Raw genomic sequence first — 21,922 nt, forward strand, 5'->3', positions numbered from 1 at the left:
CTCCTAAAACAATGCTCTGTCTTTATCTACACGTCTAACGATCCAGTTACTTAACATGACAATGACAAAACCTACTAATGACTGGTATACACCCGCTGCGGATGACATACTGATATTTCCCTGTTCGATCAATGCACGATATACATACGTATCAATTACGTTTGTTGTTGGGAACAACACACCGGAGTTCATCGGAACCTGATAAAATAATCCAAAATCAGAATAGAAGATTCTTCCAATGCTCAATAATAACAGCGTAATGATTGTCGGTACCAGGCATGGCAATGTGATTTTTGTGATTTCCTGCCACTTTGTGGCTCCATCCAGTCTTGCTGCCTCATAATAAGTCGGATCAATACCGATCAGCGATGCAATATAAATCAGACATCCGTATCCCACTCCTTTCCAGCAGTTTGCAATGATAAGAATCGCCGGCCAGTATTTTGGTTTCTGATACCACTGGATCGGATCTATATGCAGTAATGGCAGGATCGTATTGTTTACAAGACCATTTTCGGCACTTAAAAGTGCATACACAATATAGCTTAAAATGACCATCGACATCAAAAATGGCAATAATATAGCACTCTGGTATATTTTTTTCATTTTTGTGTTCTTAACTTCACAGATTAAAATTGCGATTGCAATTCCAACGACCATATTGACAAGAATAAACGCTATATTATATAGCAATGTATTTCTTGTAATAATCCAGGCATCTTTTGACGAGAACAAAAATTTAAAATTATCCAGTCCTGCCCACGGGCTTGCCAAAATTCCTTTTGAAAAATTCAACTTTTTAAAAGCAAGTATAATACCTGTCATCGGAAGATAATTATTGATCAGCAGATATAATAATCCCGGAAGCATCATCAGATAGAGCGGCAGATATTCCTTAACTTTGTTCTTTTTCTTCTTCATAAGTTTCTCCTTTTATGAAAAAGTCCCACGTTGTATCTGTGGGACTTTCCTTCTGAACCTGATTATTTTGCTGCAAGAAAAGCATCTAACTGTTCCTGTTTTGCCTGGATCACTTCATTGATTCCCGCATCATCTAATGCTTCTAACAATTCCGGAATAAGTTCATCTGGATCTCCGGAACCGCTGTAAAGTGCTCCGCTGTATTGTTTTACAATATTGGAAAGAGCTGCGATCTCACTTGAACAATTACTGCTGTCAAATAAAAATCCTACTGCTTTGGAGCTCTTTGCAGAACCGTTAAATTCTTCCATTTTTTCCCATAATTGCGGATCTGAACCAGTCCATTTATAAGCAATAAACTGATTTGGCAATTCCCATCCAAGGTTTAAGTTATAGCCTGCATTATCAGAAGTGATTCCTTCCGGGAAATTGATAATGCCATTATCAGCATCTTCTATCACATAGTCTTTATCCTGTTCACCCCAGTTTAAAAGATTCATGATCTCTGAACTTCCGTAGATATAATCCAGTACTTCCATTGTTTTCTCCGGATTTTCTGAATTCTGGGCAATTGAGAATGTAACACCATTATAGGATGAGCTATTTATGATCGGTTCGTTATAAAATGGCACGATCTCAAAATCATAGCCGGTGGAGCTTTCAAATTCTACCGGTGTTCCAGGATGATAAGAAAAAAACAGTGAAAATAAATTTCCAGCCTTGCATACTGTTCTCCAGTTCTCTGTGTTAGTTCCTGCATCCTGGCTGATATATCCCTTCTGATACCAGTTATGCAGCATGGTAGTTGTATCTTTAAACCAGTCCGTCGCAAAGAAGTTTTCTAATTTTGTGCTGTTCGTCTGATCCATGAGTACACCAAGATAATTGTTATCTGACAGAGTATCTCCACGGAATAATCTTGTAGCCGGTGCATCATTCTCACTGCTCGAATATAACATTGTCATATCCGGCTCTCCCGCTTTTACTGTCTCAAAAACACTTTCCAGATCTTTTGGTTCTTTAATCTGTGTTGTATCAATATTGTACTTTTCCACCAGATCTTTTCTCATAAATATGGCAGGAATACTTCCTCGTTCAATCTGATTTGGCACGCCATATACAAAGCCTTCGACCTGATTGATCTTAGCTATATCCTCTCCATAAATCTGTTTGATATTTGTTCCATATTTATCAATCAGTTCAGACATGTCTACAATCTGTCCTGCATTCATATACTGCACTGCATTGGTTGCCTGGGTATAAAAGACATCAATTTTTTCATCCCCTGATAACATAAGCTGTAACTGCTGGCTTGCACTTGCCCACGGCAGCACAACAATATCAAGATTCGCATTAAGTTCCGGTTCAAGAATCTCATTGATTTTTTGTTCGATTCTTTCTTCATCCGGCTGTGTGCTTCCATTCAGAACCATGGTAACTGTATATGGTTCATCCCCATTACCGTTATTTTTAGCTGAATCCTTTGATCCTCCTGCTTCTGAATTTCCGCATGCTGTCATGGACACAACCATAGACAAAGTAAGCATAGCTGCTAGAATTCTTTTTTTCATACATTTTCTCCTCTCTGTGACAGGTTAATATAAATCCACCTCTCTTCTGGTGTATCTTTATATTAATCATTTTCTTTCATCATCTCTATAACTGAACTGACTCGTCAATATCACTCTTTTGACACTTTTTAACAAAATAACTCTAAAATGGAAGATACTTAAGATATCCTCCTATCCAATGCTATTTTTTCGGCTACCATCTCTACATGTACGTGGCATCCGATTCTCACAGCGACCTTCCCATATTTCCGCTTTTGGAACGGGCTTCCCGGCATGACATGCTTTCGTTTCTACATTCCTTTTTCACGATGAAAGCATATCTTCCTGAATTCCGGATTGAAAAACTCCTTCTGGATTCCGCCCATGATGCTTATGCTGTCTATGAATACTGTTGTCGGGAAAAGATCACGCCTTTTATCGACTTGAACCCCGGTCATACCGGACACTTCACTTATAAGAATGATTTCACAATCGACGATGATGGCGTTCCTGTCTGTAAGTTGGGCTTACGCATGCATAAAGATGGTTATGAAGCTGCTAAACACCGGGCGAAATACCGGTGTCCAAAGGCTAACCGGAAACGTGGCTGTTTCTGTGAACATCCCTGTTCGCCAGCAAAATACGGCAGAACCGTGCACATCTTTACCGAGGATAATCCAAGTCTGTTTAACATACCGCCAAGAGACTCAAAAGCATGGGAAAAGGAATACAATCGAAGAACTTCCGTGGAACGCTCTAATAAGCGTGAGAAAGAAGACTATAAATTAGAAGACGGCAGGCACCGATCGACTAAGATGTGGTACTGCCGCCTCTATGGCATCATGATGCTACAACATCTTGATGCCTGGGAAATGCCATCTGTTGAGGCATTTCAAAAATCATTATTAGGATTTACCGCCTAATTAATGATATCTTAAGCGATTCCATAAGATTTTTCAAGGCATAGTACCCGCTATGTTCAATTTCCCGTCGATATAATCCTGATACATCTCCACGAGTCCGGACATGCAGCCATCACAGGCTGCATCAATATTTCCTAATGATTCCGCCACGATCTTCTCGCGTTCTTCTTTTGTTGTCTCTGAAATTAAATAACCCATTGCATTTCTCTCCTTTTCGTCAAATACGGCATTTTCTATTGCACATTTGATTTTATTTCGTATTTTCCTCGTTATTCCTGATTGCCGTCCAGAGGTTGCTCTTTACTTTTTCAAGACCTGCAGACAGTATCTCAAGTTCATCTTCACTCATTCCGCTTTTCATTATACCATCTGTCATCTCAAATATCTCAATAACTTTATCCGCCATCTCACATCCTTCTTCCGTGAGTGCAATCGTCCAGGAACGGCGGCAGGCGGGATTGCTCTCCCGCTTTACAAGTCCCATCTTTTCTAACCGGTCGATCGTCCGCGACATCGTCGTAACTTCGATCAGGCAGGCATCAGACAATTCTTTCTGGTTCATTGCACCGTGCTCCCTCAGTTCCTTTAAAATGTGCGGCTGTCCCTGTCCCACCGTAAGTCCAAGCTCTATAAAATACGGCCGGATAAACCGTCTTCTTAACATTTCAACATCAAAAATCTCATTTTTCACCCTAACATCACTCCAATTCAAACTGTCCTGTATACAACTGATAATATCTGCCTTTCTGCTCTAAAAGCTCGTCATGACTGCCGCGCTCAATGATCTCACCTTTTTCAAGTACCATGATCGCATTGGAATTTCTTACGGTTGAGAGCCTGTGTGCAATGACAAATACGGTTCTTCCCTCCATAATGGCATCCATGCCTTTTTCGATCAAACACTCCGTCCTTGTGTCGATCGAACTTGTCGCCTCGTCTAAGATCAGTACCGGAGGTTTTGCGATCGCCGCTCTTGCGATCGCGATGAGCTGCTGCTGTCCCTGCGATAAATTGCTCCCATCTCCGTAAAGCATCGTGTCATACCCCTGCGGCAGACGGCTGATAAAGGAATCCGCATTGGCGATCTTCGCCGCCTCCCGGATCTCCTCATCCGTCGCATCCAGTTTCCCGTAACGGATATTGTCTGCGATCGTCCCGGTAAACAAATGTGTATCCTGTATGACCATGGCAAGGGAACGCCGCAGGTCATCTTTTCGAATATCTTTGACGTCGATCCCATCATATGTGATCTGTCCCGCCTGAATATCATAAAACCGGTTGATGAGGTTTACGATCGTTGTCTTTCCGGCACCCGTTGATCCGACAAAAGCGATCTTCTGTCCCGGTTTTGCAAACAATGATATTCCGTTCAGCACCGTTTTCTCCGACACATAGCTGAATACGACATCATGGAAACGCACATCTCCCTTTAACAGTACCAGTTCTCCTGATGACAGTTTCCACGCATACAATCCTGTAATTTCCGCGCATTCTGTCAGTGTGCCATCCGCATTTTTACAGACATTGCAGAGTGTCACTTTTCCCTCGTCAATCTCCTCCGTCTCGTCCATCATGTCAAAAATACGCTCTGCACCTGAGAGCGCCGACAACAGGAAATTGACCTGCTGTGTAAACTGATTTAACGGCATCGCACTCTGTCTCACATATACAAGATAAGCCGACAGGCTTCCCAAATCCATGAGCCCGCGGATCACAAACATGCCGCCGACACATGCTGAGAGCGCATAGTTAAAATAGGAAAGCGCCACGATCACCGGCACGAGCATACCTGAATGTGCCAGTGCATTTGTAGACTCCCTGCGAAACCGCTCATTCATTTCACAGAACTCTTTAAAGTTTTCCTTTTCATGGTTGAAAACTTTCTCCACCTTCTGTCCTGCCATCATCTCCTGCACAAAACCGTTGATGTTTCCGAGTTCCTGCTGCTGTCTGTGATAATATTTTTTGCTGCATTTTCCATTGTACTGCATGAACAAAAAGGTAATGACTAAAAATACCACCACGAGCATGGTCAGTTTTACGCTGAGCACCATCATCATTGTGATCGTTCCAAACAATGTCAGAAAACTCTGGATGATCATAGCAAAACTGTTGTTCATCGCCTCCTGCACCGTGTCGACATCGTTGGTAAAATGGCTCATGATCTCGCCGCGCGTGTTGTCGTCAAAATATTTCAGTGGGAGTTTCTGTGTGTGCCGGAACAGATCCATGCGGATTTCGCTCACGACTTTCTGCGAGGTGTGCACCATCAGCCGGTTATAGCCGAGCGTTGCGAGCGCACCGCACAGGTACATCACACCCATGCCGATGACTGCCAAAAGAAGTCCCTTCATATTTCCCGGCACAATGAAATTGTTGACGAGCGGTTTGATCAGATATGTGCCGCAGATTCCTGCCCCCGCACTGATAAATACAAGAATTGCCACAAGGAAAAATGCCCACTTGTAATGACCGAGATAAGTCAGGAAGTGCTTCATGGTCTTTTTCGTATCTTTTGGTCTTTTATATCCCACATACTTTGCCATTAAAGATCAGCTCCTTCCTTCTGTGATGCATAGATTTCCTGATAGATCTGATTGTCACGGAGCAGACTCTCATGTGTGCCGATTGCCTCCACATGCCCCCTGTCCATGATAATGATCTGGTCAGCATGGCGGACAGACGATATCCTCTGCGCAATGATGATCTTTGTCATATCCGGCAGTTTTTCTGCAAGCCCGCTTCGTATCTTCGCCTCCGTCGCGGTGTCCACCGCGCTTGTGGAGTCATCTAAGATCAGTACTTTCGGCTTTTTCAAAATGGCTCTGGCAATGCAGATCCTCTGTTTCTGCCCGCCGGACACATTGACTCCCTCCTGTCCCATCTCGGTATCATAACCATCCGCAAGCCGTTCCACAAACTCATCCACACAGGCAATCTGACATGCTTCTTTAATCTCATCCAATGTTGCATTTTCATTTCCCCAGCGGAGGTTATCGATCAGTGAACCGGAAAACAGCGTATTTTTCTGCAGTACCATCGCAACTGCGTCCCGAAGATGTCTGACCGGATACTCTTTTACATTGATTCCGTCGATCTTTACCTCGCCCTTTGTCACATCGTAAAGCCTTGGGATAAGCTGCACCAGTGTAGTCTTTGACGAACCGGTCTGACCGATGATGCCGACCGTCTGCCCCGGTTTGATATGGAAAGAAACATCGGAGAGCACATATTCCTTTGCAGTGTCCTTGTATTTGAACCACACATGGTCAAATTCGATCTCACCTTTTGCCACGGCAATGTCTTTTGCATTTTCGTCTGTGATATCGATTTTTTCATCAATGACTTCCATGATCCGCTCTGCGGATGCCAGCGACCTTGTCATGAGCAGGAACACATTTGACATCATCATCAGGGAATTAAGAATTAACAGCACATAACTCAAAAAACTTGTAAGCTGTCCGATCATCATCTTCCCCTCATTGATCAGCTTTCCACCGATCAAAAGGATTCCAAGGATCGTCCCGTACATGACAAACTGCATGGCTGGCATGTTCAGCACTGCCGTTCCAAACGCCTTTTCGGACTCTGATTTTAAATTTTCATTGACGACACCGAATTTTTCCACTTCGTAATCGCCTCTGACATAGGATTTCACAACACGGATTGCCGTAAGATTTTCCTGAATGCACCGGTTTACCTGGTCAATTGCACTCTGCATGCGCCCGTAAAGCGGTCCGACATTGATAATGATAAGAATTAAAAGCACTGCTAACGTCGGCAGTGCCACAAGAAAGACCAGCGCCAGTGTCGAATTGATCCGAAATGCAAACGATGTCGCAAAAATAAGCATGACCGGACTCCGCCCAAACGGACGCATACCGGTGGACACTGCATTCTGGATGTTCGTCACATCGCTCGTCAGACGCGTGACAAGCGACGACACGCTGAAATGGTCTATATTGGAAAATGAATAAGACTGGAGTTTTTCGTACTCCGCCTTTCTTATATTTGCACCGAGTCCCTGTCCTGCAAGCGCGGAAAATTTTGCACTTCCGACACCAAGGATCAATGCCAGCACTGCACAGAGTGCCATCTGCAGACCTTTTTTTATAATGTAAGTCTCATCCGCATTTGTGACTCCATAGTCAATCAGGTCCGCCATAAGAAGCGGCACCGTGATCTCTAAGATCACCTCCACGCCGATGCATAACAGACCTAACCATGCATATTTCTTATATTCTTTCATATAAGAAAAAACTCGTTTTAACATTACTTGCACCTCCAATAGTTGCATATGCAAGTATTGTATTGCGGGGTGGAGTGGATGTCAAGAGGGAAACCAGACTGCTTCTCTTTCAAACTTTCACCAAAATATCTCCGGCATCAACTTATATTCATAAATCTCTTCCTCTATCGACTCGTCATTTTCTTCCAGGATATTTTTTAATTCCTCTTCAGGTATATTTCTTTTTGATCAATCATGATTTGTTTTCGGCAATCTCTGTTCATATGCCCGCCAATATGTTTGCAAGACAATTTTATATCATTATTGTCTTGTGTGTAAGACGATAATGTATTTTATTTGATCTATCTATGTTATTTGTATGGAAAGGAATATCACATTCAATAACTCCAAAAGAGGGAGAGCATCATCACGGTACTTTAAAATTTATCATTTACAGTTTTTGATTTCACTTAATGTAATATAAGTTCCTACTAATATTACCAATACTGATATAACTGCAATAATACTGGAAATGAAATCTCTGATACCATCTCCAGCCACAATGAAATGAAAAGCAGCCAATATTATACCAATAACTATCAATGCAATTCCATATAATACTTTTTTCCACTGTATATTTAATTTCATCTGGACTCTCCTTTTCTATCTACTTCGCTGACAAATTTGCTATAACCATATCAGTTTTCTCTTTTCCAAGCAATCGTTCCAGCATTATAAATGCAACATCATTGGCAGTTTGCGGGGAATACGAAGTAATAATATTTTTGTCCGCTGCAATAGGCTCATTCATATTCACTTTTCGCCCACCCGCAAACATCGTAAAAAGCAGAAAACTCCATCATTTCAAAACCTTTACAGCAAAACAATAATACTTTCATATACATTCTACCCCTCTAATAAATTTTTCTATAAGACTGTTTATTTCATCCGGCTGATCCGTATTGGAATTATGGCCAGCATTCTTTATCCATTTAAGCGGTAAACCTTCTCTCTGATGCCATTTTTTATTGTAGCTTTTGGCTGAACCCGCTTTATCCTTTTCTCCACAGATAAGTAATGCCGGACAACTGATACGATATGGGAGATCCGCTTTGATCGCCTCAGCAAGCATTCTGTAACCAAAACCGGCAAGCCTTGCATATTCTTTAGGGTCTGAATCATAGGACATCATCATCTTTTGCATAAGCTTCTGTCCATATTCCGTCTCTGCGCACCCTCTTGAACCAGCCCTAAGAAGCGCTTTCCATGGATATATTCTATATAATGGCTCTGCTCTTTCAAGAAGCCATATTTCTATTGCACTAATATAAGACTTTTGAAGCGGTGCAGAATCGATGGAGATAAAGCCTTTTATCTTATCCGGATATAATTCCATATACATTTGAGCCAGGTATCCCCCCATAGACTGACCGATAATGATGGGATTATAAATTTCTTCTTTTGCTAAGATTTCATCAAGCCATTCTGCCATGTCAGACAGACTGTAATTATTCGTAAATGGTCTGGATAATGCATGTGATGGTGCATCCCATACAAACACATTCTGTTTTTTCTCAAGATATTCTGTCTGCTTCTCAAAAAGCCTGTGATCTGCTGTAAGTCCCGGCAAAAAGACTAACGTAATTTTCTGTTTATCTATTAGATTTACAAAATAATGGATGCAGCCACAGCGTGTTTTATAACTGTTTTCTGTCATTTTCCTTCCCCTTTCCATAAACTATTTCCCAATGATTTATCATTTCCAGATATTCCTGTTCAAAAACAGTTACATCATAATTCCCTGTTCTGTACCAGTACTTTAGCATCCCATCTGAAGCATACAGAATTTCTTTATATATACGAGCAAACTCTATATCCTTGCGGATGAAATCGAGATCCAAAATCGACAGAAGTAATTCCAATGTCGTATGAGTAGCATCCTGTACATCCTGTTGAATTGTTGATTGAATATCCGGCTCTGTTTCAAAGTATGAATTAATGGAAAACAGGGATAAAAATGTGTATTTTCTCATCACTGCACACTTAGCCATCAAACCTCGACGCAGCATTTCAAAAAAATCATCTGTTTCATATACCTTATATTTACACATGTATTTTTTTGTCAAATCTGCTGCATGCTTCCATAGAAAAAGATATAGCTCCAGTTTGTTATGAAAATAATGAAATAATAGTGACTTGGATATTCCAGCTTCTGCCGCAATTTCTGAGGTTGGTGCCTTCTTATATTGATTCGTTGCAAATACTTTATATGCAGCATTCAATATTTGAGATTGTTTTTCTTCCGACAATGCATAAAATTTTTCATTCATAAGCTGCCTCCGTTGACCGATTCGGTTAATGCGAGTATATACCCATTGACCGATTAACGGAAGACCTCATTTGACCATCACTTCAATGACTAGGCTCCTTTACCTGTTTTCTTTTTCCGGCAGACAAGTCATAAGAAGAAAAATTGCTCCCAATACCACGATACTGCCCGCCATAATTAATATCATCTGTGTTGTATTAACTACATTTCCATGAAACTGCGGATTACAGTCTAACGTTTCCCTTATTGCCGTTATCAGCTCCTCTGGAAGCTTCTCACTCTCCATCTCCTCAAATATGCCACGAAGCATATGATTCTTAATAAGTGAAGTTCCATAAGTCCCCGGAAGATATGACAATGCTTTCTGCAATCCAGAGCCAAAATTAGAGATTGGCATATATGCTCCACAGATAAAGCCATAGCCTGCGCTGACAATCGTTCCTACTGCTGACATCTGCCCCTGCGTAGTAAGCGGATAGCTTATAATACTTGAAAGTGTACTTCCAAATAGCACCAGAAGAATCTCATCAATAATAATCCAAAGCACATCCACAAAGCTTAAATACCAGCCCATTTTTCCTATGTAAAGAAGTCCGATCACAAGTGCCAGCCCATTTACAAGCAATGAATTCAGCACTGTTGCAAGGAAATATCCAAGATATATCTTTGAGCGACTTATCGGTGAAACATTTAAGTCCTTCCTTATACCATTCACCTTGTCCTGAACCATTGTAAGATTCACGCAGAATGTAACTGTTACACAGCTTACTGCTAAGAGAGCGGCAACTAGCTGGGATGCAACTGTCCCATCAATCAACTTTTCCGCAATCGTAAATCCTTCCGGAAATGCTGATGTAAAAGAGTCCTTATAAACCTTTGCTAAAAATGTTGCATACAATACAATCAAAATAAATGGTGTGATAAGTGCCGAAAAAACATTCCTTTATCTCTAAAAAATAATTTCCTGTTCCTATTCATAAGAGAAATAACTGCCTTCATTCGTTTTCACCTCCCAGTACCTTGCCTGTTACCGCAAGAAATACATCATCCATTCCGCCCTTTACTACCTCGTAATCTCTAAATATATCCTGATGTTTAACTATAAGCTTTGTTGCTTCAATGTCTATATGAGCATTACTAAGATGCATAATATATGAACCAAGATGCATTAAAACACAAAAAGGACGCAGGATTACTCCCAATGTCATTTAGATAAGGATTGCTTTATAGTCAGAAATTCTTATACAGCGGATAAACATTTTGTTTATCTGCTGTATTTCTATCTTATAACACTTTTAACATAATAAATTTGCACAACAAACAGACAGATGCTTTCATCTGCCTTAAAAATGGTATATACTAATATTTGTTTAAGCTGCTCTATATAGAAAGCTTATCGCCGACTGGGTCTTGACTTTGCGAGGGTCTATTCTCCCAGGACGTATAGGAAGAAGCTCATGTCCGATTAGATATTCTACATCGGGTGGAGCTTTTTCTTTTTTAATCGATAGAAAGTAACAGCAAATCCGAATTGCTCGGGTATAGTTGAGCTGATATGTATGTTTACAGCCTTTTTTCTCATTTATAACAACATTAGTTGCTATAATTTCACAGAAATTATACAGAGTCATTCTTGACCATATTTCCTGCATAATATATTCTGGTTTCTTTGAATGAAAACGTGTTAGTCCTAAGGCATATTTCAATTCTCGAAAAGAGGTTTCTATTCCCCAACGTTTTGCATATAACCGTTTGATTTCATCAGAATTAAATTTATCTTGTGGCAGATTTGTAATAATGCATTCATAAGAACCTTGAGGTATTGGAAAACGTATCACTCTCATTTTCATTTCGTAAAAATTATTAAAATGCAGATCAAGATAATCAAAAGGCGTTTTCTTATCAATAACTCTGTATTTTTTGGGATTTGCTTTTACTTCATTTGTCTGCTTTTTAGTAAGCGTAACATTAACCCATTCATCAAATTCCCCACTCTCTGGAAGCATTGTAAGTTTTGAAGTTATACCATTACTTGTTATATCTTTGACACGAATTAAATAATACATTCCTTTGTGTTCCACATGGGCAAATATATTATAATTCTCATAACCCCTGTCTGCGATAAAAATAGCTGATGTATCATTGTATCGGTCAATCATTTCACACATTGCACGTCTTTCATTCGCCAAGCGTGAAGGCTGGATAATTGCATCTGTGTATTGGCGGCTGCATAAATCATAAAAAGCATTTAAATGCAATAGGTTGTACCCTTTTCTGTCAGGAAGAGTTTGAAAATAGGTTGTTTCATCTTGGGGATTGTGTGCAATGCACAAATCCGAGCCATCACATGCAATCAGTCTAAGACCATTATATGTAACATTATCCGTAAAAGACTTTGTAAATTCTTGGAATAAAAATTCAAATGCTTCAGGCAATATCTGTGCTCTACGCTGATTGAATGAAGAATTTGATGGTGTAGTATTATCAAATTCAAAATATTCCAACAGTTCATCTCTTAATGCTTTGCCTTCCATTGTAAGCATGAACTTCATAACCTCTTCAAATGACCATTTCTTTTTACGGGAAAAGTCCGTTTTTGGATGCTTTGTAAATAGCCAATAGTAAGAATCCATTTTTGTAATAATTGATAGTAATTTTTGTTTTACCTCTGTAGAATAATTCATCGTGTAATTCTCCTTGCAATCAAGATATTTTCTTAATTACAAGGGTCGCTCTAACTATCTTAAAAAAGATAGTTAGAGCGACCGCACATTTTGATTATCATGTCAAGTGCTTAACATAATTTTACAAAAAAAGAACAGGGTACATATTTCTATATACACTGTTCTTTGTATAATCCTTATCTAAATGACATTGGGATTACTCCCACGCCCCAATTACTATCTGGCTTTATCTGTCCTTACCATTGGCACTTCTTTCGCTGCTTCAACCTTCATATCTGCACCGCCTCTTTACATTCACGTATAAAGCCTCTTTCACATGCTTTGTTCGTCCTTTTCAAATATCAGAATCTTCTGCGTAACCTTTTTTGCAATCGGTAATAACGCCAAAAGTCTGTATGCAGATGAAAATAACTCCATGCCACGAAGAATATTATCATCTTTTATTTTATGATACCCTGTTGTCATATTCCCAAGGTCTTCAAAATGATCTGCACCGAAGACAAATTTTGAGCCTGTTTGCTGTATGGATTTTTCTATTCCTTCTTTCTTTACCCATGCCTTTGCCAGACATTCCATAAGAATACAGGCATTATCAAAGTTGTCCTTTATTATTTTTAATATCTTACCGTTTTCTTCTGCTGTCAGATACATTGATAATCCTTCAATGATAAAAAGCATTTTCCCCCGCACTTTTACTTCTTTTGACCATGCAGGGTCAAGTGCAGAAATTCCTATCGTAGAAACACGTCCTGATTCCTCGAAAATCTGATTGCGGATTGCTATCGTTTCTGGCAGGTCCAGATTGTACCAGGTGATTTTACCATTATCCATGCGATAAAATCTCGTATCCAGACCACAGGCAATATTAACCACCGTACAATCAGGATTTTTCTCTATAAAATTCTTTACTAATTCATCAAAAACTATCGTTCTAGCAATTACCCCTTTCCCCATCGTAGAATCCCTAGCCGCTGTAGAAAAATCATAATCAATTTTGTCGACTAATTCTACCGCCTTTGCATCATAGAATTTATTATGCTTACTTTTGGAATATTGGGCTCTGGCATAAAAGCTCTGGAGCATTGTCTCAGCACTGCCACTGATAGTAGGTTTTATTCTTTCACTCATACATTTACCTTTTTTGCAATATAATTAGTTTCGGCTAACTTGATTGTAACACATTTTATGAAAATAAACAATTCAGCCAAATACCCACAGTCATAAGTTGTGTATTTTCTAAGTTGCATTTTATCCTCACAAATTCCGATTGAGGAAACGATAAAGACGGAATGTAAACGTATGGAGCGTTTACGAACTTTAAACAATAATATTTAAATATATTATAATAAAAATCCATGTTCCTTAAATTGGAACATGGATTTTGTGGTAATGGGGTAATTAATAATTTATATTTCACATGCCACATCATATGCTGATTTAATAGCATGATCAATATTACTTGGACGTTCTCCAGCACAATCACCAATATAGTGAAGTGGGAGAGGACAATCAGAAAGCTCTGGAAGGTTCTTTCTTGCACCAACAGCCATTACAACAAAGTCTGAAGCAATTTCTTCTGTTGATGTATTGTCGTCTATTGTTTTTTCAACAACTACAGAATCATCTTTGATTTCTGATAATTTTGCAGATGTTACTATTTGAACATTATAATGCTCTAATTCACTCATTAGAGTAGGTAGAACAGTGTTGCTTTCTTCTTTTGCAATCTGGTCCATCATTTCAATAATTGTAACCTTACATCCACGTGAAGCCAGATATTCAGCTGTCTCAACACCTACAAGACCACCACCGATTACAGAAACATTACCGAATACGATTTCTTTCTTGGCAAGCACATCCCATGCACTTGTAACAGTTGGAAGATCTTTGCCAGGAACAGGGATTATTGCGTTGTTCGCACCTGTTGCCACAATTACTTCATCGAATGAATTATAATCCTGTGATGTGAATTCTTCACCTAGCCTGAATGTAACATCTAATTCAGGAAGTACATTTGCATAATAATTAATACTTCTCATCATTTCTTCTTTTCTTGGAGGTACACTAGCAATAAGTAACTGACCACCAATCTGAAGTGATTTCTCAAAAATGGTTACACTATGACCTCTTAATGCAGCAACACGTGCAGCTTCAAGTCCAGCAATACCAGCACCAATAATAGCTATTTTCTTTGATGATGCTGCAGGAGTTATATGTCGTGTTGCTTCGTAACCGTTTTCAGCATTAAGTACACAACTTAAGAAAGCACGATTCTGAATATTATCTGTACATCCCTTATTGCACATCATACATGTTCTGACATTACAGCAATGTCCATCTGCGCATTTGTTTGCAAAGTCAGGGTCTGTGAGAAGAGAACGACCTAATCCAATGATATCAGCAGAACCATTTGCAATAACTGCTTCGGCAGCTTCTGGTGTAACGATACGGCCTACTACAGATACAGGAATAGATACAAGCTCTTTTATTTTTTTAGAATAAGAAACCATAAATCCGTATGGCTGTGTTCCCATGGCAGGGATTGTATCACCCATATTTCCTGTATGGTTAGCCTGTGCAACATGTAATGTGTCAACACCGCAAGCTTCTAATTCTTTTGCAAAAATGCAAGCCTCATCAAATGGAAGACCACCTTTTCCTCTAAAACTATTTTCTCCAAGAGGAGTAACTATAGGAAGCTTGTAGTCGATAACCATGTCAGGTACGATTGTTTTTAATCTTTTTACAAGTGTTAATGCAAAACGTGTACGATTAGCCAGGTCACCGCCATATTCATCAGTTCTATGATTTAAAATAGGAGAGCAGAGAGAACCAACAAGACGGTCTCCATGTACTTCAATACAATCAACACCAGCTTCGTGTGCTAAGATAGCACAGTTTTCCATATGCTTTATTATTTCATCAAGTTCTTCTGCAGTTACTTCATTTACAAAGTGCTGCATATCATGGTGAAGTTTAGCTCTTGCTTCCTGCATTTTGCCCTGATGGAACATATCGTTTAAAGCTTTGACATTGTAGTCAGGATGGAATAACTGAATTCCAAGCTTTGCACCATTTTCATGACATGCGTCAGCAAGTTTTTTGAAGCTTTGAACCTGCTCAGGTGAATAAAGCTTTGGTGTAGGAGAGAATGTTGGAAGTGGTGCAACATCTCCAATTACTATATATCCGACACCGCCTTTTGCGAGACGCTCGTAAAAACGAAAACTTTGTTCTCCAATTGAACCATCTTTTTCCTCATATCCTGTTGTAAGTGGTGGGAACATAATACGGTTTTTAAACTCAATATTTCCAACTTTTATAGGCTCTAATAATTTCATTGTTCATACTTCCTTTCAAAGTGAGTATACTATTTAAGTGGTGTTAAAAACTCTAACATTAATTTGTCTAATTCTGCTCTTGCAAAAGCACTGGCAAAATTGTGGTTAGCGCCTTCAATCGTTTTATAATTGCATTTTCCATTGTAAAGTGACTCATATCTATGGCATGTTGCATCATCTACCAAATCATCTGCAGTTCCTCTTATAAGGAGGACTGGTCCGTTGTATCCTTCTGCTGACGAGAATGGCTCATAATTAAATAAATCATGATTAAAGGATGTTGGGAAAGTGAGTCCTTCAATATCGGCCTTGGTGATTCCCTGAGCTTCCATGGCTTCAGCACGATCCTTACATCCAAACCACATTCCAGCACCTGGACACATAAGCATGAGAGCATAAGGATTAACAATAGGAGCGGCAGTAGCAGCTGCGTATCCTCCCATACTCTGACCAGATAAGATAATCTTATCTGGATTGGCAAAATCTTGTGTTTTAGTCCAGTTTATAATATCCTCGATATCGTGTAGGATACCTGTAAAGGTCATGTCCTCGAATTCACCATCACTTTCACCATTTCCGTATAAATCAAAACGGACACTGGCAAATCCATGTTCAGCTAAGAATCTGGCTGTGTGAGTATAAATACTTTTGTAACCGCTTTTATTCCCTGTAAAGCCATGTACATTTACAATAGCAGGAAATCTTGTGCCATCTTCTGGAATGTTAACTATTCCGCGTAAGATGTGTCCATCACGGTTTGTGATTTCTACTTGTTTTGTCAATTTAAAATACCTCCGTTTCTAATTTTATTCTGCAGTAGCAGCATTTCGCTTGTCAGCTAAATCCTGTAACATTTCAGCTGTTTTCTCTTTTGTAAGAGGGTAGATAAATTTTAATACCAGAACAGCTAATAAATATCCTACAACATATAAACCTGTATATGTTTTCCAAAGACGTCCTGAGAATGCTTCATTCTGGACAGCTTCATTAACCTGGAATCCAGCAATTGCAAGTGCAAAACTACTCATACTTCCTGATACAGCATTAGCAAGTTTACGGAAGAATGTATATGCTGAATATACAATTCCTTCATTACGTTTTCCTGTCTGAAGTTCCTGATAATCAATTGCATCATTTACAAGTGCCCAAACTAATACTTGGAAACCACTTACTCCAAGATAGCAGATTCCGTTGATGATAATAAAGAGCATAGGATTTTCAAGTGGGAAGAAGAATAAAATAGCATAAACAACAACTGAGAAAGTTGCACTGTACATAATCCATTCTTTCTTTCCAAATTTCTTAGCAACAAATTTTGTGCCTACAAATGCAATAAGTGACCAGATTACACTTAACATACCTGAAACTGCCATGATGGCAACATTTCCAAAATAATCGCGGAATAAATAAGTATTTAATCCGTTAACCATACCTGCTCCAACAATACCGATAAAGCTTGATAACATAACTCCGAGTAATGCTTTGTTTTTAGTAATATCTTTAATTACCTGGAAGTAGTTAAGCTTTTCTTTTTTCTCAACAACTGGCTCTGTAATAATACGCTCTTTACACCAATGAGATGTAAACATAAGACAGATTAATCCAATAACTGCACAGATTGCTGACATAATAAGGAAATGGCTAGGTACTGGCTGGTTATCTTTATATAAGAATAATGGTCCAGCAATAACGATAACTGTCATAAAAATTGTACCGCCAAGACTTCTGAAACGAGAAAGGTCAGTACGTTGGTTAACATCATCAGTCATTACACTTGAAAGACTACCAAATGGAACGCTGACACATGTGTACATAATTTCGTAAACAATATATGTAATGAACATATAAGCAATACGTGCACCATAAGCGAAATTGCTTACGTTAACAAATCCTAATATACAGAGTACTGCAGTTGGAAAAGCAAAGAATTTAATCCAAGGAATAAATTTTCCTTTTCCTTTGTTTTTGTGGCTATCAACAAGTGCACCAATTAAAGGGTCATTTATAGCATCCCAAAACTTTGTAATAAGCATAAGGATTCCTACGTGTACTGGATTAACTTTTAATACCAGTGTATAAAAAATAGCAAGATACATGGCACGGAACTGCTCAGTACAGCAACATCCCAAATCGCCAAGAGTGTAACCAATTTTGTCCTTCATGGAAAAAGGTCTTGTTTCTTTCATGATAATTTACCTCCCAAATTTATATTGTTTTGGTAGCTACAATCTTATTATATTGTGGTTATGCTGATATCCATATACAAATATTGCTTGCAAACTACGAAAAATTGATATATTGTATATTTTGACAAAATGAACAAAAAATATAATAGGAAAGTGTGCAAAATAGACATATGAAAAAGCAAGGCTACAAAATGGAATATTTGAAAATATTGGATAGTACCCAGCGAAGCTTTGGGCAAAAGAAGAGCTATACAATTGTATTTATAGCTGGTGGGATAGGGTATATGCACCAGGAGGATGATAATATTGTATGTACTATGGAGGATTTGATATTTATTAAGCCAGGTAATAAAGTAAAGCTTGAATATCGTAAAAATAAGTATCCTCTTGAAGTTTATGTTCTTTATATAGGTGAAGAACTTTTAAGGAAATTGTCAGATGAAGAAACAAGACTTGATGAAGCGTTTGATTTTGTTCCGTATCAAGTTAAGATTGTTCATTCTGAGAGTGAATCGGCTATGCTTATAAAGAATATATCCAAAAAGCTCTATTCTATGAATAATGAGCCGCCTAAATTTGCCCGCTCATTATACGAGAAAAGCCTATTAACTATGATTCTTGTACTTGCACTTCGCTCATCTGTTCAGGAGGATGTACAGATTAAGACGAATAAGAAAAAACACGTTGTAATGGATGATATTTTTATTTATATCAGAGAACATTTGACAGAAGATATCTCGTTGGAGCGCTTGGAAAATGAATTTTATGTAAGCCGTTATCATATAGTAAGAGAGTTTAAAAAAATGACAGGTGAGACACCTCATTCATACATTGTAAAGAGCAGACTTGATTTATGCCGCCATTATATAGAGCAGGGGAAAAGTATTCGTGAGGTATATGCGCTTGGTGGATTTGGAGGGTATAATCATTTTTTTAGAGCATTTAAGAAAGAATATGGTGTTACTCCAATGCAATATTACAATAATTTACAGATTGACAGGAATGAAAAGTAATGATTGTGTTTGTAGAATAAAGCAAATAAGCCCGCAATTAAGCGGGCTTAAAATATGAACGAACACATAGGTGGTTTCTAGTATTTCATCCTTTAATTAACTCGACTTTTTGACAGGCAGTGTATCAACAATGATTTCTTCCGATACATCAATATCATCGAGATTATATTTTCAATGGAACACAATCGGCTCTTCGTTTATTTCTGCAAAATATCTGTAGATACGATTAGTAAGTTCCTCCTTAGATTTAACACGGATACCTCTGAGCATCTGACGAGTCATCTTGCTAAAGAAACCTTCAACCATATTGAGCCATGATCCATGTTTGGGAGTGAATACAAATTCGAATCTTCCCGGTACAGTTCTTCTGTTCCTGCATATCAGCTTCTCCTTTCTGTTGCCATCCTTTATTTACTGGCTTCTATCATTTATTTGGAGTAAAAAATAGCTGATTGCAAAAAAGGGTCAAAAAAATATGATTTATTTTCAATTATTTCCTTATAAACCACTTTATATCTGTTTAAAATTGTGCACAAAAAAGGCATCAGCCGATTATGACCAATGCCTTATACGTTATCCTTTATTTGGTTCGCTTTGTTCTATTAGCCAATTTCTTATTTTTTTCATTTTGGGCTAATAGATTTATTTGTCCAACAACCAATCCGCAATGTCAATAACCTTGATTCCCTCATACTGGTATTCATCATGCCTGGTTCTGGCTATCACATACTTAGGGTATGCATCTTTAATCTGCAAAAGTGGAGCAACCTCTCTTTCAAAGGTCTTCTCTTCACTGATATTATCAGATACCTGAATATAGATTTTCTCACTCCGCTTCACTGCGACAAAATCTATTTCCTTCTTATATAATATGCCCACATATACCTCATATCCTCTACGCAACAACTCAATCGCCACGATATTCTCTAGTATCCGCCCGTAATCCATATTCTTTGTCCCAAGCTTTGCATAACGGAAAGTATGGTCACTCAAATAGTATTTGTCGTTGCTCGATAAATACTTTTTCCCCTTAATATCATATCTCCTAACCTTGTAGAACGCGAATGCATTGCACAGGTATTGCATATAATTGCCAACCGTCGTATGGTGTATCTTCTCCTGCATGCTTCCCAGAGTATTGGTAATGTTACGCGCAGACGAAAGATTCGACACATTATCCATAAGGAAATCCACAATTCTGTCCATAAGCTGCGTATTTCTTATCTTGTATTTTTTGCGTATATCACGCACTATCAGTGTATCAAACACATCAGCTATATAATCATACTTTGCTTCCTGATCTTTATAAAGATAGGAACCAGACATTCCACCCTCTAGCACATACTTATCCAAAGCGTCGTAGCGGTCTTTCAAGCCAAAGTACTTCATATACTCACTAAAGGAAAACGGATATACTTTTATTTCAAAAGTACGCCCTGTAAATAACGTAGCCAAATCCGAACTTAGCAAAAAGGCATTTGAACCGGTAATATAGATATCATACTTCTCGCTGGCATGAAGTCCATTGACTGCTTTCTCAAAATCTTTGCACATTTGCACTTCGTCAATAAAGACAAAATTCCCTTTACCTGCAACATAATGTGCGTTTACATAATCGTATAATGCGCGATAAGTCAGTAAATCGTCATAATCAGGCAGGTTAAAATTTATCTGTATAATATTGCAATCCGGGTTCTCCGATTCAATATATGCTCTAAATGCTTCTAGCAACTTTGACTTTCCGCTTCGTCTTACACCGGTAATGACCTTGATATCCGGAGTCCCAAGTACATTGATTAACTTATCTAAATACTGTCTACGCTCTATCAGCTTCATCTGCATCATCCTTTCACAAACAGTATGTACTTATTATACTGTTTCTATTAGCCAAAATCAATATTTTTTCATTTTTGGCTAATAGTTGTAGTGGTATTGACGAGAACTTTTCTTTCAGACTTTTTACTAATAGGAATACTCCGTTTAATCCGCAGGATGTCATCTCTGTTTGAGAAATAAAGCCGTCTGGCAGTATTGTCAGCGGCTGGGCGCATCTGCCAGGAATAGTCACAGCAGAAATTTCGTTCCATTGATGCCGGTAGTGCGATGTTCCAGGTAATGTTACTACCTGACAAATTACAACCTAATACGCGAATAATTTGACTTTTAGCAGTGTAAATTGATTAAAAACTGGTGAAAAGATTTCGTCTCCATTCAAACGGCGCCCTCTTTTCCACTCTCCATCTTGAAAACTTCCCTCCTCCATATATAAAAAATCACAATTGCGCTTTTGATCGTTTCTGGAAAAAGGATTTATCTTACATCCGTTTATAATGAGGAAAAAGGTATCTTTTTCTTCTTCCAAGACTAAGCAAACTCCATCTTCTCTCGTGACTTCATCACAAAACATATCTATTTCAAATCCATATTCTTCAAAACTAAGTTTTATTGGTCCGTTCATGTTTTCGGAAATCACCGCCTGAAGTCTGTTTGTGCCGTATCTTTCTACCAAAAGTTCCATCATGCTTTTAAGCGTTTTTGCACAAAACCGATACTCATCAATGTTCTGCGGTTTCTCTAAAAGGGGATCCGTTACATCTATGCCAAACAAAGTTCCCTGAGTATTGTTAAATGGTTTCCCCATTAAATGAAAAAATCATTTGATATCATAACAAAAGTTATATTATTCTCTTCTTATATGTGCATATAATCCCAACTATAATTATAGTTATGTAATAAAGAATAGTACG

At 38.6% G+C, this 21,922-nt stretch carries 20 protein-coding genes and 2 pseudogenes; 2 read left to right on the plus strand and 20 right to left on the minus strand.

Annotated features, from left to right (window positions below):
* Nucleotides 1–3: 3 nt before the first annotated feature.
* Together RIL182_RS19160 and RIL182_RS19165 are read right to left on the minus strand one after the other, a co-directional pair.
* A complete protein-coding gene (locus RIL182_RS19160) occupies nucleotides 4–921 on the minus strand; it encodes an ABC transporter permease (RefSeq protein ID WP_006857418.1) in 918 nt (305 codons plus the stop codon).
* A gap of 62 nt (nucleotides 922–983) precedes the next feature.
* Nucleotides 984–2,492 carry an ABC transporter substrate-binding protein gene (locus RIL182_RS19165; protein WP_006857419.1) on the minus strand — a complete coding sequence of 503 codons (1,509 nt, stop codon included), beginning with the start codon at nucleotides 2,490–2,492 and terminating at the stop codon, nucleotides 984–986.
* 308 nt (nucleotides 2,493–2,800) lie between these two features.
* Here RIL182_RS19165 and RIL182_RS19170 point away from each other — a divergent pair, with 308 nt between their 5' ends.
* Entirely contained in the window at nucleotides 2,801–3,394 is a 594-nt protein-coding gene (locus tag RIL182_RS19170) for a hypothetical protein (RefSeq protein WP_006857455.1), read from the plus strand.
* Between the two features lie 60 nt (nucleotides 3,395–3,454).
* Here the strand turns inward: RIL182_RS19170 and RIL182_RS19175 are convergent.
* The 15 genes and pseudogenes from RIL182_RS19175 to RIL182_RS19245 all read right to left on the minus strand — a co-directional run.
* A pseudogene (locus RIL182_RS19175) lies at nucleotides 3,455–3,592 on the minus strand (adenylate kinase); the annotation flags it as partial.
* A gap of 52 nt (nucleotides 3,593–3,644) precedes the next feature.
* Complete coding sequence (locus RIL182_RS19180) at nucleotides 3,645–4,085, minus strand: MarR family winged helix-turn-helix transcriptional regulator (protein WP_242655572.1); 441 nt, start codon at nucleotides 4,083–4,085, stop codon at nucleotides 3,645–3,647.
* A gap of 7 nt (nucleotides 4,086–4,092) precedes the next feature.
* Complete coding sequence (locus RIL182_RS19185) at nucleotides 4,093–5,940, minus strand: ABC transporter ATP-binding protein (RefSeq protein ID WP_006857421.1); 1,848 nt, start codon at nucleotides 5,938–5,940, stop codon at nucleotides 4,093–4,095.
* A complete protein-coding gene (locus RIL182_RS19190; protein ID WP_044999092.1) occupies nucleotides 5,940–7,667 on the minus strand; it encodes an ABC transporter ATP-binding protein in 1,728 nt (575 codons plus the stop codon). Before RIL182_RS19190 ends, RIL182_RS19185 begins: the two co-directional genes overlap by 1 nt.
* Nucleotides 7,668–8,069: 402 nt before the next feature.
* Nucleotides 8,070–8,270 carry a hypothetical protein gene (locus RIL182_RS19195; RefSeq protein ID WP_006857422.1) on the minus strand — a complete coding sequence of 67 codons (201 nt, stop codon included), beginning with the start codon at nucleotides 8,268–8,270 and terminating at the stop codon, nucleotides 8,070–8,072.
* 19 nt (nucleotides 8,271–8,289) lie between these two features.
* A complete protein-coding gene (locus tag RIL182_RS21420) occupies nucleotides 8,290–8,439 on the minus strand; it encodes a hypothetical protein (protein WP_157579701.1) in 150 nt (49 codons plus the stop codon).
* 78 nt (nucleotides 8,440–8,517) lie between these two features.
* Nucleotides 8,518–9,339 carry an alpha/beta fold hydrolase gene (locus tag RIL182_RS19205; protein ID WP_006857423.1) on the minus strand — a complete coding sequence of 274 codons (822 nt, stop codon included), beginning with the start codon at nucleotides 9,337–9,339 and terminating at the stop codon, nucleotides 8,518–8,520.
* On the minus strand, nucleotides 9,320–9,952 hold the full coding sequence (locus tag RIL182_RS21830; RefSeq protein WP_006857424.1) for a TetR/AcrR family transcriptional regulator: 633 nt from the start codon (nucleotides 9,950–9,952) through the stop codon (nucleotides 9,320–9,322). Before RIL182_RS21830 ends, RIL182_RS19205 begins: the two co-directional genes overlap by 20 nt.
* Before the next feature lie 99 nt (nucleotides 9,953–10,051).
* Nucleotides 10,052–10,858 (minus strand): ABC transporter permease, encoded by an 807-nt coding sequence (locus RIL182_RS19215; RefSeq protein WP_006857425.1) that lies wholly within the window; start codon nucleotides 10,856–10,858, stop codon nucleotides 10,052–10,054.
* Nucleotides 10,859–10,946: 88 nt separating this feature from the next.
* Nucleotides 10,947–11,159: a hypothetical protein gene (locus tag RIL182_RS21835; RefSeq protein WP_243128717.1), complete on the minus strand. Its 213-nt coding sequence runs from the start codon at nucleotides 11,157–11,159 to the stop codon at nucleotides 10,947–10,949.
* Between the two features lie 162 nt (nucleotides 11,160–11,321).
* Nucleotides 11,322–12,635 (minus strand): IS4 family transposase, encoded by a 1,314-nt coding sequence (locus RIL182_RS19225; protein ID WP_118413678.1) that lies wholly within the window; start codon nucleotides 12,633–12,635, stop codon nucleotides 11,322–11,324.
* Nucleotides 12,636–12,947: 312 nt separating this feature from the next.
* Nucleotides 12,948–13,763, minus strand: coding sequence for a class I SAM-dependent methyltransferase (locus RIL182_RS19230; RefSeq protein ID WP_006858438.1), 816 nt, complete (start codon nucleotides 13,761–13,763; stop codon nucleotides 12,948–12,950).
* 278 nt (nucleotides 13,764–14,041) lie between these two features.
* Nucleotides 14,042–15,976, minus strand: coding sequence for a bilirubin reductase, long form (bilR, locus tag RIL182_RS19235; RefSeq protein ID WP_006858439.1), 1,935 nt, complete (start codon nucleotides 15,974–15,976; stop codon nucleotides 14,042–14,044).
* Between the two features lie 29 nt (nucleotides 15,977–16,005).
* Entirely contained in the window at nucleotides 16,006–16,758 is a 753-nt protein-coding gene (locus RIL182_RS19240; RefSeq protein ID WP_006858440.1) for an alpha/beta hydrolase, read from the minus strand.
* 24 nt (nucleotides 16,759–16,782) lie between these two features.
* Entirely contained in the window at nucleotides 16,783–18,162 is a 1,380-nt protein-coding gene (locus tag RIL182_RS19245) for an MFS transporter (RefSeq protein WP_006858441.1), read from the minus strand.
* Nucleotides 18,163–18,332: 170 nt separating this feature from the next.
* Here RIL182_RS19245 and RIL182_RS19250 point away from each other — a divergent pair, with 170 nt between their 5' ends.
* Nucleotides 18,333–19,175 (plus strand): helix-turn-helix domain-containing protein, encoded by an 843-nt coding sequence (locus RIL182_RS19250; protein ID WP_006858442.1) that lies wholly within the window; start codon nucleotides 18,333–18,335, stop codon nucleotides 19,173–19,175.
* 171 nt (nucleotides 19,176–19,346) lie between these two features.
* Here RIL182_RS19250 and RIL182_RS19255 read toward each other — a convergent pair.
* The 3 genes and pseudogenes from RIL182_RS19255 to RIL182_RS19265 all read right to left on the minus strand — a co-directional run.
* Nucleotides 19,347–19,529: pseudogene (locus RIL182_RS19255) on the minus strand (transposase); the annotation flags it as partial.
* A 288-nt stretch (nucleotides 19,530–19,817) separates the two neighbouring features.
* Nucleotides 19,818–21,011, minus strand: coding sequence for an ATP-binding protein (locus tag RIL182_RS19260; protein ID WP_015559645.1), 1,194 nt, complete (start codon nucleotides 21,009–21,011; stop codon nucleotides 19,818–19,820).
* 304 nt (nucleotides 21,012–21,315) lie between these two features.
* Nucleotides 21,316–21,816 (minus strand): DUF5597 domain-containing protein, encoded by a 501-nt coding sequence (locus RIL182_RS19265; protein ID WP_006858475.1) that lies wholly within the window; start codon nucleotides 21,814–21,816, stop codon nucleotides 21,316–21,318.
* Between the last annotated feature and the right edge of the window lie 106 nt (nucleotides 21,817–21,922).

This window comes from Roseburia intestinalis L1-82 (assembly GCF_900537995.1).
GTDB lineage: Bacteria > Bacillota > Clostridia > Lachnospirales > Lachnospiraceae > Roseburia > Roseburia intestinalis.

Coding starts and splice junctions, on each gene's coding strand:
- RIL182_RS19165 (WP_006857419.1), bottom strand. CDS start 2,492: ATGAAAAAAAGAATTCTAGCAGCTATGCTTACTTTGTCTATGGTTGTG.
- RIL182_RS19190 (WP_044999092.1), bottom strand. CDS start 7,667: ATGTTAAAACGAGTTTTTTCTTATATGAAAGAATATAAGAAATATGCA.
- RIL182_RS19250 (WP_006858442.1), top strand. CDS start 18,333: ATGAAAAAGCAAGGCTACAAAATGGAATATTTGAAAATATTGGATAGT.
- RIL182_RS19185 (WP_006857421.1), bottom strand. CDS start 5,940: ATGGCAAAGTATGTGGGATATAAAAGACCAAAAGATACGAAAAAGACC.
- RIL182_RS19265 (WP_006858475.1), bottom strand. CDS start 21,816: ATGGGGAAACCATTTAACAATACTCAGGGAACTTTGTTTGGCATAGAT.
- RIL182_RS19230 (WP_006858438.1), bottom strand. CDS start 13,763: ATGAGTGAAAGAATAAAACCTACTATCAGTGGCAGTGCTGAGACAATG.
- RIL182_RS19195 (WP_006857422.1), bottom strand. CDS start 8,270: ATGAAATTAAATATACAGTGGAAAAAAGTATTATATGGAATTGCATTG.
- RIL182_RS19205 (WP_006857423.1), bottom strand. CDS start 9,339: ATGACAGAAAACAGTTATAAAACACGCTGTGGCTGCATCCATTATTTT.
- bilR (WP_006858439.1), bottom strand. CDS start 15,976: ATGAAATTATTAGAGCCTATAAAAGTTGGAAATATTGAGTTTAAAAAC.
- RIL182_RS19245 (WP_006858441.1), bottom strand. CDS start 18,162: ATGAAAGAAACAAGACCTTTTTCCATGAAGGACAAAATTGGTTACACT.
- RIL182_RS21835 (WP_243128717.1), bottom strand. CDS start 11,159: ATGACATTGGGAGTAATCCTGCGTCCTTTTTGTGTTTTAATGCATCTT.
- RIL182_RS19225 (WP_118413678.1), bottom strand. CDS start 12,635: ATGAATTATTCTACAGAGGTAAAACAAAAATTACTATCAATTATTACA.
- RIL182_RS21830 (WP_006857424.1), bottom strand. CDS start 9,952: ATGAATGAAAAATTTTATGCATTGTCGGAAGAAAAACAATCTCAAATA.
- RIL182_RS19160 (WP_006857418.1), bottom strand. CDS start 921: ATGAAGAAGAAAAAGAACAAAGTTAAGGAATATCTGCCGCTCTATCTG.
- RIL182_RS19170 (WP_006857455.1), top strand. CDS start 2,801: ATGAAAGCATATCTTCCTGAATTCCGGATTGAAAAACTCCTTCTGGAT.
- RIL182_RS19260 (WP_015559645.1), bottom strand. CDS start 21,011: ATGAAGCTGATAGAGCGTAGACAGTATTTAGATAAGTTAATCAATGTA.